A 14,733-nucleotide genomic window follows, 5' to 3' on the forward strand; every position below is an offset into this window, starting at 1 on the left:
TTGATGTTTAGAATGCCCGGATAGGACGCCAGGGGCGGCATCCGGACTTATTTGCCTGGAGACCACCGCTTTTGGAAAGCGGGGACCGAACTGCTTGCCAGTGGTTTCAGATCAAGGGCCGGTGCGATGCGGGAGCTTTACAGAAAGCGCTGGTTTGGGAACGCTTTCCTGTGGACTCTTTTCTCAATGCCAGCCGTTGTGTTACCGACTCTGTTAAGAACTTGTGAAACATGGTTCCCGAAGGATGCAACGTTGTCCTGAAGCTGCGCGGACAGTACCATTGCCTGTGCGTATGCTCCAAGCTCTCGCAGAGTTTCCTGATGGGGCTAGGGTATGGGCATTTATACAATTGTTAAGTAGGTTAGTCTACTTACATGTATATGTAGCATCCGACGCAGGGGAGGCCGGAGAAGCGAAGAGCTTGTTTTCGAAGCTATTTTGGTTTATTCCTAAGGCATGAACCGCCGACAATTCCTCCAGGTCAGCGCCGCTGGGCTGGCCCTGTCCGCCCTGCCGAACTATGCCGCTGAATTTGCCGACCAGAAAAAGCGTGTGGGTTTGATCGGTTGCGGATGGTATGGCAAATGTGACTTATTCCGCCTCATTCAGGTTGCACCCGTGGAAGTGGTGTCACTTTGCGATGTGGACAAGAACATGCTGGCCAACGCCGCCGACATGGTGGCGGAGCGCCAGGTATCGAAAAAGAAGCCGCGCACGTATGGCGATTACCGGGAGATGTTGAAGGAAAAGGATCTGGACATTGTGCTGATTGCCCCGCCGGATCATTGGCATGCGCTGGCGATGATTGAGGCAGCCAAGGCTGGCGCTGACATCTATGTGCAAAAGCCAATCGGGGTTGATGTCATTGAATGCCAAGCCATGCTGACAGCTGCCCGCAAATACAAACGCGTGGTGCAGGTGGGGACTCAGCGCCGCAGCACGCCGCACCTGATAGAAGCTCGCGATACGATTGTCCGGGAAGGCAAACTCGGCAAGATCGGCATGGTGGAGATTTGCTGTTATTACCACATGCGTACGTCGGAGAATCCGCCCGATACGGCGCCGCCTGAAAACCTCGATTACGAAATGTGGACTGGTCCGGCGCCGATGCGCCCATACAACAAGCTGGTGCACCCACGTAGTTGGCGTGCATTCATGGAGTATGGAAACGGAATAGTGGGGGACATGTGCATTCACATGTACGACATGGCTCGTTGGATGCTGGAGTTGGGCTGGCCGAAGAGCGTTAGTTCGTTCGGAGGCATCCTGGTTGACAAGCACGGCAAATCCAATATTTCCGATACTCAAACCATCACGTTTAATCATGGCGATCTGCCGATTGTCTGGACTCATCGCACCTGGGGAGAAGCGCCTGACCCCAAATACCAATGGGCCGCGATTTTCTACGGCGATAAAGGGACGCTCAAGGCTGGACTGATGGGATACGATTTCATTCCGCAGGGAAAAGGGCAGCCGGTGCATCGCGATGTGACCTATGAATTGGAACAATATCCCGAGGATAAGACCGAGAAGGATTTGGAAAAACATGTCGCTCCAGCCATTCGCGGGCACATGAAGAATTTTCTTTCGTGCATAGCAGATCGCAGCAAGCCAGTGGCCGACATTGAGCAGGGATATATTTCGAGTGCCGCCTGCATTCTGGGCAATCTTTCCATGAAGCTGGGGCGTTCGCTGGCCTGGGATGCCGCCAAAGGGCAGGTGGTCGAGGATGGAGAGGCGAATCAATTGCTCTGCCGTCCATATCGCACTCCGTGGGTGCATCCTTATCCCGATAAAGTTTAAGTCGGGCTGGTCTTTGGCCTTTCCTAATGATTGCGCGGGAATAAACTCGGCGCATGAAATCGCGATTGTTTGCGTCTGCCAAGCCGATCATTGGGATGATCCATGTGGGAGCATTGCCGGGTACTCCGGCCAATCATCTTTCGCTCGGCAAAATAACTGAAATCGCCGTGCAGGAGGCGAAGATATATCGCGATGCCGGCGTGGATGGGATTGCCATCGAGAACATGCACGATGTTCCTTATCTGCGGGGCGGTGTGGGACCAGAAATTGTTTCCTCCATGACCATCATTGGCCAGGCGGTGAAACAGGCTTTTTGCGGCGTAACGGGTATCCAAATACTTGCAGCGGCGAATCGTGAGGCCATGGCCGCGGCGCATGCGGCGGCCTTGGATTGGGTGCGTGTCGAGGGGTTTGTGTTTGCGCATGTGGCGGACGAGGGATTTATTAATTCGTGTGCGGCCGAGTTGTTGCGTTATCGCAAACAGATTGGCGCGGAAAAAGTGCAGGTATGGGCGGATATTAAAAAGAAGCATTCCTCCCATGCGATCACCGCGGATATTTCACTCGGCGAAACGGCGCATGCGGCTGAATTCATGCGGGCAGATGCTTTGATTGTGACCGGTCCTGTCACTGGCAGGCCACCGGTCCCCGCAGATGCGGAGGAAACGAAAGCACACACTCATCTTCCTGTTATTTTGGGTTCAGGAATGAATGAAGCAAACATCGGACAATTTCTGCCAGTGGCGGATGGATTTATTGTCGGTTCCTCTTTCAAGAAAGCGGGAGATTGGAACAATCCTGTGGATTCCAGGAAGGTCAAGGCATTCATGAAGCGGGTAACAGCTCGCTGATCGGCGGCATATGAGAACCCTTCTTTTTTTCGGACTGGCGTTAATGATGGCGAAATTGACTGCTGCCGAGGTGCTCATCGTGGCGGACGAATTTCCCGCCATGGAAGTATTGGCTGGAAAGTTAAGAAGCGAGGAACATCTGGAGAGTAAGCTGATCGCACAACAGAACCTGCCCGAACAGCTAAGGAAGTACGACTGCGTGATTGTTTACATTCACAAGGCACTTTCGGAAAAGGCGGAGGATGCCTTCATTGATTATACTAAAGCAGGTGGAAAGCTTCTGGTGCTTCATCATTCCATCAGTTCCGGCAAGAGGAAAAATCCACATTGGTTTTCATTTCTAGGCGTGGCATTGCCGGAGGGCGATGTTACGGAAGGCGGCTACAAGTGGATTGAAGGGGTAAAACTCGAATTGGTTAATCTCAATCCACATCATTTTATTATGACCAACCGTGTTGTGTATCCGGTAAAGATCGCCTACACCAGCACGAACGCACCGGTTGCGAGTGAAGCTTTGCCCGGGTTTGCTCTGGATGATTCGGAGGTTTATTTGAACCATGTGCATGAGGATGCACGGATTTTGCCGATGGGGCTCAGATATGTGGACGCAAAGGCTGCCAAGACCTATATGCAGGACCGGGCGGGTTGGATTAAGTCGGCAGGCAGGGGGCAAATCATCTATCTCATGCCGGGGCATCGTAAGGAAGATTTTCAAAATCCGACCTATGCCAGAATTGTGCTTAATGCGGTGATCTACAAACCGTGAGAACAGGTTGTTCCTTGCCAATTAACGGATCTTTGTGTTCTCTATATGCATTGGCAATGGGGTTTGCCTTCTCGGTCAACGAGAGAACCGCCTGATTATTTCGGTGCTGATAACTCCTATTGGTACTCAAGTCGTGTACTAACAGGACAACTTATGCCGAAATACAAAATTAAATTTAAATGCTTAATAGAGCGAGCCCCCGACAGCGCTATCACCATCTCCTTCGGCCTGTTTAATCCCTGCACCTCCACCCGTTCCTGGTAATGAAGCACTTTTTTAATTTCTCGTTTCATGCCGGAAGTTTGAAGCAACTGTTGGGGTGGTCGTTGCTCACAATCCCTGTGGGAGTGCTGGCAGGTTCAGCGAGTGCTTTCTTCCTTTGGGCTCTGGATCACGTTACTCACATTCGCCAGCAACACGCATGGTTGCTATTTTTATTACCGGTTGGTGGTGTGGCGGTGGGATTGCTTTACCATTGGTTGGGTCGAGAAGCAGAGAAGGGGAGTAATTTAATCATCGATGAGATCCATAAACCGGGCGGAGGCGTTCCGCGACGCATGGCCCCGTTGGTTTTGATTGGGACCCTTATTACTCACTTGTTTGGTGGCTCGGCCGGACGCGAAGGGACAGCGGTACAAATGGGAGGCAGCCTGGCTAGTGGCTTCGGGCGTTTGATTCGAGTGAAGTCCGAGACCATGCGAATTCTTTTGATGTCCGGGGTGGCCGCGGGATTTGGATCGGTCTTTGGCACTCCTTTAACGGGAGCGGTTTTTGCGATGGAAGTGCTGGCTGTTGGAAGGATTCAGTATGATGCACTGGTTCCAACATTGATCGCAAGTGTGGTGGGGGATTACACCTGTTCGGCGTGGGGAATCAAACACGCGATCTATCAAATCAGTTTCATTGAGCCTGAAGCTGCCAGCGCGATTTTTCATGTAGATGCCCTGCTTTTGTTGAAAGCTGTGACTGCCGGAATTGCTTTTGGATTGTGCAGCCTGCTTTTCTCGGAACTCGCTCATTCTCTACAGAAGGCATATAAAAAACTTGTTCCGTTGGCACCATTGCGACCGGTGTTGGGCGGGGTGATGGTGATCGCGCTGGTTTATCTTGTGGGTACGCGTGATTATTTGGGGCTGGGGATTACTTCACCCGACCCAAAAGCGGTCACAATACTGTCGGCATTCCATCCAGATGGCGCACACGTCCTGAGTTGGTGGTGGAAAATAGTGTTTACGATCGTGACCATATCCAGCGGGTTTAAAGGTGGCGAAGTGACGCCGCTTTTCTTTATTGGGGCAACCTTGGGAAATGCCTTGTCGGGACTGCTGCACGCTCCAGTCGATTTATTTGCAGGTTTGGGGTTTATTGGCGTATTCGCAGGAGCAACGAATACACCGCTGGCTTGCACGATCATGGGTATTGAACTTTTCGGTGCGCACTACACGGTATATTTTGCCGCGGCTTGTTTCATCGCATATTTTTTCAGCGGCCACGCCGGAATTTACTCTGCGCAACGAGTTGCCGTGCCGAAAAAACAGGTGGATAATGGAGTTGAAAGTGACGTCAGCGCATAGCTGGATTTAGCTTGCAGATAAGCTTTGCCAACAACAGTGTAAGTCCGACGGGCATCGAGAATCTCAAGTGCAGCCACAATGATGATATGAATACATGGAGATACACCCAAAATGGTCAGAGGCTCGGCCCGGTCGGCGAAGAAGAATTGAAAGCCTTGTTGAAAAGCGGGGTTCTATCGCGCGATACGCCGGTCTCGAAGGAAGGAACAGATTATTGGGCTCCGGCCAATCTTTTTCCTGAACTGATGGAAGGCGCGACCGCGAGCACAACTCCGCCACCGCTGGGCAGCGGCATCCCTCCCTTGACCTCGCCACCGTCCATTCAGCCGGGCGCAGCAATTTCAGAGACAGAGGACATAAGTCACAATAAAATCTTTGCCGTATTGGCATACATCGGCCTGCTTTTCCTGGTTCCATTGCTGGCTGCACCGCAATCCAGATTTGCGCGGTATCACACTAATCAGGGCATTGTGCTTTTTCTCGCACATATCATCGGTATCGCCGCTGCGGGCATCAGCTTCCTCATTCCATTTGTGGGGTGCATTGGCATGTTGGCGATGGTGGCGGTCAACGTCGGATTTGTCGTATTGATGGTAATGGGAATTGTGAATGCAGCTTCTGGAGTTTACAAACCTCTTCCCTTGATTGGACATTATAAAATCCTTGAGTAACAGAAGAGGAGATCAGCTTGTTTGTGGAGGGAGCTTGGGGATGGACAGCTTTGGAGCCCAAGGCGGCACTTGGCGCAAAACCGGAACCGACGGCGATTTGGCTGCGATATCGCGTGCTGGCATTTGTAATGTTGCCTGGTTCGCGATACTATTGCTTCATTCATGATTTGTGAGCAGATGAGGATGACGTGAGTGGCAACCCAACAACTCCCTGGACAATCGAAGGGGCTTTTCCTGAGAAGCCTTTCGGTCAGGACTATGGTTATGTGCTGAAAGGCAAACTGATTGGCTGCACACGAGAGGAATTAATCGCCCGTTGTTCAAGCGCAGACCTGCCATATATCCAACTCGTGTGGCATCCGGAGTCTGCGAGAGTTGTTCCTTTGACGCATGTTGAATTCCTGTACGCAGCGTTCCAGGAGAGGAACAAAAAGATTTTAAAAGGAAACTTATTGATCGGTTTGGTCGGTTGCATTGTTTTTGGAATACTTTTCGCATTTGGCGGCAATAAGATATGGTTCGGCATCATTTTGGTTTTCATGGGGGTGCTGCCGGTCGCCCAAAATATTCGTGGCTTGCGAGTCTTGAAACACTCCAAATGGAGTCCGCCTGAGGAAAATGAGAATGTGGAACGATACGTGGCCTGGGTCGATTCGAGAAAGATATTGTATACATGGATTATTTTGGCGCTCCTCATCTGTATCATGGCTGTCGAAATGGTCGTTGGAATCGAGAATGCCATTCGAGCTGCCGATTTGAATAAACACGCTGTCTGGCGTGGGGAATGGTGGAGGTTGTTTACAGGACCACTCCTACATGGCGGCATTCCTCACATTGTCTTCAATGGCATGGCCCTGGTCGGATTGGGACGGCTCATGGAAGTTTTGGCTACGCGATATCATCTGGCCGTGGTGCTCCTATTCTCGGCCTTGACCGGAAGTATCTTCAGCCTGTTTCTGATTCCCAATACCCCTTCAGTTGGGGCATCGGGAGGATTGATGGGGTTGATTGGTTTTTTGACAGTTCTGGGTCTGCGACGAAAAGCGGCCCTTCCAGCTGGATTCGTGAAGTCGATTTTTATCAACATCGCCATTATTGCGACGATAGGGATCCTTGGTTACTCGATTATTGATAATGCGGGACATCTGGGTGGATTCCTTGGAGGAATAACCATGGGATTGCTGCTGGTGGATCAGAGGAATCAAACATTGCCGTTGAAGAGCGGAACTGGCTTGAGGATCGCCGGAGTTTCTTCGCTTGTAATGATTCTCGCACTCGGGTGTTTTACCTTGATCAAGATCATCAGGTAAACTTTCTGTCAATCGTTGGGGCCAGCGGATTTTTCAGTCTGGACCATCACCCGAAATAAATTGTCCCTTTTCCCTCTTTATGGACATCTATAGGTAGATGCCGGAGATGAATGACATTGATCTATTGCGACAGTATGCGTCCAGCAAGTCTGAGGAGGCGTTTTCTGCGCTGGTTTCGCGGCATATCAATCTGGTTTATTCTGCTGCGATGCGATATGTCGGCAACCAGAGCCAGGCCGAGGAGATTACCCAGGCGGTATTTATCATCCTGGCAAAGAAGGCGGCCAGCCTGTCCAGTGGAACGATACTTTCCGGTTGGCTATTCAAAACCGCGCGGCTGACGGCGGCAAATTATTTGCGAACTGAAATCCGGCGCAGCCGCCGGGAACAGGAGGCTTACATGCAATCCAATTTGCACGAGACGGAATCCGAAGCTTGGAAACAGATCGCCCCTTTATTGGACGATGCGATTGCAGAGCTGGGTGAGACGGATCGGAATGCCCTTGTGCTGCGATTTGTGGAAGGCAAGGATCTCAAGCAGGTGGGGGCCGCCCTCGGTACAACCGAGGAGGCGGCAAAAAAGCGGGTGAGTCGGGCGGTGGATAAATTGCGCGGTCTATTCAGCAGGAAAGATATTACTCTTTCGGCGGCAGCGTTAAGCGCCGCGATTGCAGCGCATTCAATTCAAGCCGCGCCTGCGGGCCTGGTGGCATCAGTCACGACCGGAGCCATCACGGGAACGGCGGTAACTACAACAACGTTGAGTCTGGTAAAAGGAACTTTAAAACTTATGGCATGGACAAAAGTGAAAATTGCCGCCGGAGTCGCGGTAACGGCAATGATGGCGTATCAATGGCACGAGAATTACACTCAGAAACAGGAACTGCACACGGTGCAGGAGCAGTTGCATCAACGTGAGCAGGAGCTGAAGACGCAGAAGGATACCCTTGCCATCCTCCAAGCTGAGAGATCGGAGATGGCTGAGAAGATGCATGCTGCGCAGGTTGAAAAGGCAAAGTTGATCGGGGGCAAGAAGGCGGCCGTGGCAGCGGCGACTGCGGCGGCAAAAGCCAGTCTCGCCTCAGGGAGTAACGGGTCATTCGGCGGCATGCTCTCGAAAATGATGAGTGATCCGGGAATGAAGGAATTCATGAAGCAGCAAAGCTTGAGTGCACTCAGAATCCAATATGGGCAATTGGTGAAGCAATTAAATCTAAGTCCGGAGGAGACGGACAAATTTTACCAGATCCTGGGTGATAATGCATTGACGGGCATTGAGAGAACTTCGGCCGTGATGAAGGGAGATGTTGATAGAACAGTGGCCAAGCAGGAAATAGACGAGGACCAGAAGCAATTGAAAGAGAAGATTAAAGGTTTGCTGGGAGAGGATGGATTCAAGCAGTACGAAGATTATAAGGAGAGCGTTCCGGCGCAAACCAGTTTAAACCTCTATAAAGGACAACTGACGGAGAATTCTCTCAGTGATGAACAGAGCGCGCGTTTATTGGACATCATGAAACGCGAAGGCAAACAGGTAACCAAACTGGACAATACTTCCTTGTCGCTTTCCGGTGGCGCGATGGACACCTACCTTAAACAACAATCGGAGAGTAATCAGAGAATCTTCCAACAGTCTGCTGATTTTCTAAAGCCCGAGCAACTGGCTGCTTTAGGAAAATTTCAGACTAACATGCTCAATATGACCAAGGCCGCAATGAGCATGAGCAAGCAATTCATGGGCGATGCAAAATAAAAAACGCCTGGCAGATGATTCCACCAGGCGTCGTTGTATTGAGCCGGTTACTACGGCATTGAGACGCGGTAGAACTGAGTTGGATTATTCTGTGCGTTCAGGTCGGTAAAGGTGAACTGGCCGTTAGCGTCGAAAGTGCCAGTTGATACAACCGTCCATTGTGCCAGCGGCAGGCTGATATCGGTCGTTGCCAGGATGGTGTAGGAGGCATTGGCCGGACCCGTGCCGCTGAATTGGACATTACCATCGCTCAGGTGTGTGACTCCTGAGAGAGCGAAGGATTGCACCTGAAGAACCGCAATGGAACTGGTCGCAGTGCCAACCGAGTTGGTAACCCGCAAGCTGTAATTACCAGCATCCGAGAGTTGCAGATTTGTCAGCGTCAGTGTCACATTGGTAGCTCCTGGTATGCTGGCACCACTCTTCAGCCACTGGTAGGCCAAAGGATCAGAACCATCCACCAGCGCCGAGAGCTTCACACTCTGGCCACTCAAACCATTGGTGTCTTGAGGTTGAGTATAGAAGACCGGGGCGAGAGTGCTTACAGCCGAATACAGGGTCTGTACTTCGGAGGGTTGGAGGGCATGGTTGTAGAGACGCACATCGTCAATCTCACCCGTAAATGGCCAGTTGTAGCCGGAGACGGCACTCGATTCCCGGGAACCGATGCTTACATCATGAGTGCTGTAGAGGAGTGAGTTTGGACCAGTGATGCTGGTTGCCAGTTGTCCATTGGCATAGAGTTTGAGAAATCCGGTGGAAGCATCAAACGTGGCAACGAGCAACTGCCAACGACCATTGAGGGCAACGGAACTTTGCGCATTGACCGAGGCTCCATTTGCGCCGCGCACATAGAAGCGGTAGAATCCGCCGTTGACATCGATGGCGTATTGCTCGGTGCCGCCATAACCCTTGGCAATAATGCCGGCATTATTGACCTGGGTGGCTGGACCCTTGATCCAGGCAGCCACAGAAAGGGCGAGGGAGTTGGTAAAGTTCAAGCTCGCGCTGTCAGGCACTGTCACATAGGTGAGGCCAGAGCCATCGGCGTTGAAATTCAGGGCGCCGTTCACGCGGCCCGCAATCCATTCGGAGTCGTCGCCGGGGAAGTTGATGAGATTTCCCGTGTTGCCATTGCCCGACGAATCGGCCGCGGTGATGTCACTGGTTTCATCAAACTTCCACCAGGCGAGAGTATTGGCCAGGGAGAAGGTGGTGACCTGCACCACGGCATTTGAGCTGATGGCGAAACCGGAAGCGTTCGTGACTGCAAGAGTAAAATTTCCCGCGTCCGATAACTGAAGATTGGTTATCATCAGGCTTGAGTTTGTTGCACCGGGAATGCTGACACCATTGTTTTGCCACTGATAAGTCAGCGGTGCATCTCCATCCACGAAGGCAGAGAGCGCCAGGTTATCACCGACATATTTCGGAGCGCTCAGAGGTTGAGTGTAGAAGACCGGGGCAAGGCCGCCGAAGGCATTATAGAGCGTCTGCACATCGGCTGCACTCAGGGCGCGATTGTAGATACGAACGTCATCCATGGCTCCGGCAAATGGGAAGTTGTAACCTGAGGAAGACGATGACTCGCGGTTTCCAATCGAGACCTCGTGATTGTTATCCACGAGCAGAGTGCCGGGAGCGGCAGTGTTGGAAGCGACCAGCTGGCCGTTGACGTAAATGCACATGGTGGTGAATCTGCCATCATAGGTGGCCACCAGGTGCTGCCATTGTCCATTAGGGGTGACCTGTGTAGTTACGGTAGTGGACGCTCCTGCTGCACTTCTCACATAGAACCGGTAGGCCGGAGTGGTGAGTTGGTCCGTGTGAACGTCCAGAGTATACTGTTCGTTAAGCCCACCATAGCCTTTGGAAATGATGCCAGCGCCACTAACCTGGGCAGCCGATCCTCTTACCCAGGCGGCCAGGGTGAATGTCAGATTGGTGTCGAAGTTCAGGCTGGGGGAATCCGGTATTGTTGCATACTCGGAAGTGGAGCCGGAATTAAACTGGAGGGCACCATTGATTCGGCCATTCACCCATTCGGAGGTAAAGTCAGGGAAGTTAGCCAATGAAGCATTGTTCCCATTGGTCGATGAGTCTGCAGCCATGTAGGAACCGGTGCCATCATCAAACTTCCAGTAACCAGCCAAAGCGTTCGTGACATAGAAAGCCTGCACCTGGATGTTTGCCACTGAGCTGGTGGCGGCACCATAAGCGTTGGAAACTACCAAGGTATAATCGCCTGCATCCGACAGTTGCAACGGTTGGAATATGAGGCTGGTATTGGTCGCGCTGATGAGTTTGGTGCCATTTTTCATCCACTGGTAGGTGAAAGGTGCCGTGCCGCCGGCGGTGCCGGAGAGCTTGAGATTATCGCCTGCATAGAGTGAAGCACTCGCGGGCTGGCTGACGAATGAGGGTGGATAAACGCCACCTGTAAGATAGAGCGCCTGCACATCCGAGGACGTTAAGTCGCGATTGTAAATGCGGACGTCATCGATGATTCCTGTGAAGGGTTGATTGTAGCCTGCATTGCCGCTTTGACGATTGCCGATGCTTACTTCGTGTGTATTGGCCAGCAACGAGAAGGGAGCAACTGCGACCCCTGCCAATTGCCCGTTGATATAAAGATTCATGATGCCGTTGGTTGCATTCAGAACGGCAGCCAGGTGTTGCCAGGTATTATTGGGTGATACGGTTGTATTCAGGTTAAAGGAGGTGCCATTGGTGTTGCGGACGTAAAAGCGGTAATGGCCTCCATTCACGTCCAACGTGTATTGCTCGCCTCCATTACCGCTGCCCTTGGCGATGATGCCGGAACTGTTGGTTTGGAGAGTTGAACCGTTTACCCACGCGGCCAGCGTAAATGTCGAATTCGTGGAGAAATCAAGCACATCGGGAGCCGGTATGGCGAAGCCGGGTATGAGCATGACATCGGAGCCCGAAGCATCGCCGTTAAATGCCAGGCCTCCGCCGATCAGTCCGTTCGTCCAGCAGGCGTTGAAATCGGCAAAGTTGAGCAGAGAACCGGTGCTGGCATTTGGTGTGGAATCCAAGGCGGTGGTGGAACCACTGCCATCGTCCATCTTCCAATTGCCAACGAGATTATCAACAATATCCGCGGGAGGCAGGCTGGCGACCTGTAGAGTTGCATTTGAACTCGTAATAATTCCAACGACGTTGCTAACCTGCACGCTGTAATTGCCGGCACTGGCGAGTTGAGCGTTTGTCACCAACAAAGTCGCGGTTGTGGCACCAGAGATGGGAGAGCCATTGAAGAGCCATTGGTAGCCGAGAGGCAGAATGCTGTTTGCCTGATCCACTCCCACGGAGAAAGCAGGTAGATCGCCTACGTAGCAGGAGACATTTCGCGGTTGAGTTGTAATGATGGGGGCCTTGCCGTTGGAGGCGTATAGCTCATAGATATCATTCGTGGAGAGGGCGCGACCATAAATACGCGCGTCATCGATCGTGCCTTTGAACGGAAAATTATAGCCGGAGGTGGTGCTTTGTTCCCGTGCTCCAATACTGACTACATGTGTGTTCGGCTTGAGGGAGGTGAGTACACTGGTGGGTGCCAGTGTGGCATTTAGCTGCCCATTGATGTACATTTGTGTGACGCGATTAGTTCCTGAAATATTGAAAACCACCGCCACATGGTACCAAGTGTTGGCGGCGGGAGTAAGGGCGGAACTTAACGTTATGGAGTTGGTGGCACTACGCAGAACGATGCGGAATTTACCACCGTTCATATCCAAGTCATATTCCTCGCCGCCACCGCCGGAGCCTTTGGCGATGATGCCTCCGCCAGCGATCTGCGTGGTGGTACTGAGTTTGACCCAGGCGGCCACGGTGAAGGTGAGACTGGTGTCAAAGTTAAGGTTGGCTGCGTTTGCCACGGAAACATATTCATTGGTAGGAGTAGTTGTGTTGCAAATCAGAGCGCCGTTAATGCGTCCGTTGGCTGTCCATTCTGAGTTGTCGGCGGGGAAATTTACCAACGTGCCATTATTACCGTTGCCTGAGGAATCAGCGGCGGCAAGTCCGGTGGTTTCGTCGAGTTTGTAGTAGGCTACAAGGTTATTCGTAATATCACCTCGTGCGTTAAGTAACACGCAGGAGACAAGTAGAGTCAGCAATGCTTTAAACTTCATATGATGAAGACAATATTTGAGTTTTGAAGTGATTAGCTCGATATAAATAAGGGATTTGATGCTGTTTTTATAACTTACCGGTTAAGAAGGGTCAATATGAAAGCGGCTTGTTACCCGAACGTTACAAAGCACTGTCGATGACTCATAAGCTGAGACTTAGTGCGTTTGCCTTCAATGGCGTTGGTTCGTTTATTTGCTGAGGCTACTTCATGGGCAGCGTCAATCGAGAAGATGCTGATATGCCCAGGAACGTCATACTCCGCCATCTCCGGGACCGCTGCCGATGCCTCCGTCATTAATGAGGTAAATGATCGGAAGAAACATGGCAATGACGATCGAGCCGACTACAACCGCAAGGAAAACAATCATCACCGGTTCGATAAGGGACATCAGTGCCGAAACCGAGTTGTCCACTTCCTCGTCGTAGTTGTCAGCGATTTTATTCAGCATTTCCGGAAGGGCACCCGTTTGTTCACCCACGTCGATCATGCCCACTACCATGACCGGAAAGACGCTCGCCTGCCGGAGCGGGGCAGCGATGCTTTCGCCATTCTTGACGTTGTCATGAACATGTTCGACCGCGTCACGGAGAATAACATTGCCAGTGGTTTCCTTGACAATATCGAGCGACTGCAAAATCGGGACACCAGTGGTGGTGAGGGTGCCGAGCGTGCGGGTGAAGCGCGCAATGGCAACCTTGCTGAAGAGAGTGCCCAGGATAGGCATTTTAAGTTTAAACCTATCGAAGACGTTGCGACCTACTCGGGTGCGAAGGCTGAGAAGCAAAATCCCATAAACTGCGGCGGCGATGGCGGCTGTAAGTACAAAATGAGAGCGAATGGAGTCGCTTATCCCGAGCACCAGTCGAGTGAACGCGGGGAGTGGTTTGCCATTCATCATGCCTTCGAAAACCGCTTTGAATTTTGGAATGACATAAAGAAGCATAATTCCCATGACTCCGGTGGCGACGCTGATAACAGCGGCGGGGTAGAACAGGGCGGCGATGACTTTTCTTTTGATCTTCTCCGTTTTTTCCGTGAAATCCGAGAGTCGCTTCAGCGTGATTTCAAGCGAGCCACTGAGTTCGCCTGCCCTGACCATGCTGAGGTAAAGGTGGTTGAAGACGCGCGGATGCTGAGCCAGTGCTTCACTGAATGTGCAGCCGCCCTCGATGGATGAACCAACCCCGGTGATGATATTTTTGAAGGAGGGATTCGTTTCCTGTTCCTCCAGCAGACGCAAACAGCGGAGCAGAGGCATGCCGGCATCGAGCGCAGTGGAAAGCTGGCGTGTGAAAATGCAAAGCTGTTTCGTTTTTACCCGGGCACGAAGGAAAGGAATTTGGAACTTTGCAAGGAACTCCCGCCTTGATGTGCGCGTGGATGAGATCTGAACCTGATGGTTCACAGACTTGGAAGTGAGGCCCAAACGTTGAGCATGTCTTCGTGCCCGCTCAGCGGGACTTGATGAGGGCTTCAGTTCAGTTACCCGGGTTGGATAGAAGCCCATTTCCTTGATTCTTTGAATGGCTTCGTTTTGGTTGGCGACCTGAAGGGTGCCCTTGGTTTCCTTGCCGTGCTGGTCCACGGCTTTATAAGTGAAGGTACTCATAATTAAACAACTCCTTTGTTGCATCAGTGTGTCTGATTTGGCTGTGAAATGAGGGTAATGGGGTGGGTGGCTCAAAGCAAGCACAATTGTAGGCAGTTTTCGATCCACCCCCACAGTTTTAAGAATTGGCGAAGGACGCAGCGGTGAGATAGCTTGGGGATGGCTTATTCAAGGAGACAATGAGTGACAGACTAGATTATATTGGATTTGCTGGAGTATGCCTGTGACCTTTTATTC

The 14,733-nt window shown here is 51.7% G+C and carries 9 protein-coding genes and 1 riboswitch; of the genes, 7 read left to right on the forward strand and 2 right to left on the reverse strand.

Going from position 1 to position 14,733, the window contains the following annotated elements; translation table 11 throughout:
• Positions 1–456 precede the first annotated feature (456 nt).
• From CFLAV_RS08865 to CFLAV_RS08895, 7 genes are all read left to right on the forward strand, one after another.
• A complete protein-coding gene (locus CFLAV_RS08865) occupies positions 457–1,803 on the forward strand; it encodes a Gfo/Idh/MocA family protein (RefSeq protein WP_007414356.1) in 1,347 nt (448 codons plus the stop codon).
• Between the two features lie 53 nt (positions 1,804–1,856).
• Complete coding sequence (locus CFLAV_RS08870; RefSeq protein WP_007414357.1) at positions 1,857–2,654, forward strand: BtpA/SgcQ family protein; 798 nt, start codon at positions 1,857–1,859, stop codon at positions 2,652–2,654.
• 10 nt (positions 2,655–2,664) lie between these two features.
• Entirely contained in the window at positions 2,665–3,420 is a 756-nt protein-coding gene (locus CFLAV_RS08875; RefSeq protein ID WP_007414358.1) for a ThuA domain-containing protein, read from the forward strand.
• Between the two features lie 43 nt (positions 3,421–3,463).
• A riboswitch (Fluoride riboswitch) is annotated at positions 3,464–3,546 on the forward strand.
• A 137-nt stretch (positions 3,547–3,683) separates the two neighbouring features.
• Positions 3,684–4,994: a voltage-gated chloride channel family protein gene (locus CFLAV_RS08880; RefSeq protein WP_007414360.1), complete on the forward strand. Its 1,311-nt coding sequence runs from the start codon at positions 3,684–3,686 to the stop codon at positions 4,992–4,994.
• A gap of 86 nt (positions 4,995–5,080) precedes the next feature.
• On the forward strand, positions 5,081–5,665 hold the full coding sequence (locus CFLAV_RS34020; RefSeq protein WP_007414361.1) for a GYF domain-containing protein: 585 nt from the start codon (positions 5,081–5,083) through the stop codon (positions 5,663–5,665).
• A gap of 188 nt (positions 5,666–5,853) precedes the next feature.
• Positions 5,854–6,975: a rhomboid family intramembrane serine protease gene (locus CFLAV_RS08890; protein WP_007414362.1), complete on the forward strand. Its 1,122-nt coding sequence runs from the start codon at positions 5,854–5,856 to the stop codon at positions 6,973–6,975.
• A gap of 97 nt (positions 6,976–7,072) precedes the next feature.
• Complete coding sequence (locus CFLAV_RS08895; RefSeq protein ID WP_007414363.1) at positions 7,073–8,728, forward strand: RNA polymerase sigma factor; 1,656 nt, start codon at positions 7,073–7,075, stop codon at positions 8,726–8,728.
• A gap of 50 nt (positions 8,729–8,778) precedes the next feature.
• Here CFLAV_RS08895 and CFLAV_RS08900 read toward each other — a convergent pair whose 3' ends face one another.
• Together CFLAV_RS08900 and CFLAV_RS08905 are read right to left on the reverse strand one after the other, a co-directional pair.
• Positions 8,779–12,885, reverse strand: coding sequence for a LamG-like jellyroll fold domain-containing protein (locus tag CFLAV_RS08900; protein ID WP_007414364.1), 4,107 nt, complete (start codon positions 12,883–12,885; stop codon positions 8,779–8,781).
• A gap of 252 nt (positions 12,886–13,137) precedes the next feature.
• On the reverse strand, positions 13,138–14,496 hold the full coding sequence (locus tag CFLAV_RS08905) for a type II secretion system F family protein (RefSeq protein WP_007414366.1): 1,359 nt from the start codon (positions 14,494–14,496) through the stop codon (positions 13,138–13,140).
• Positions 14,497–14,733 lie beyond the last annotated feature (237 nt).

The organism is Pedosphaera parvula Ellin514 (assembly GCF_000172555.1).
GTDB lineage: Bacteria > Verrucomicrobiota > Verrucomicrobiia > Limisphaerales > Pedosphaeraceae > Pedosphaera.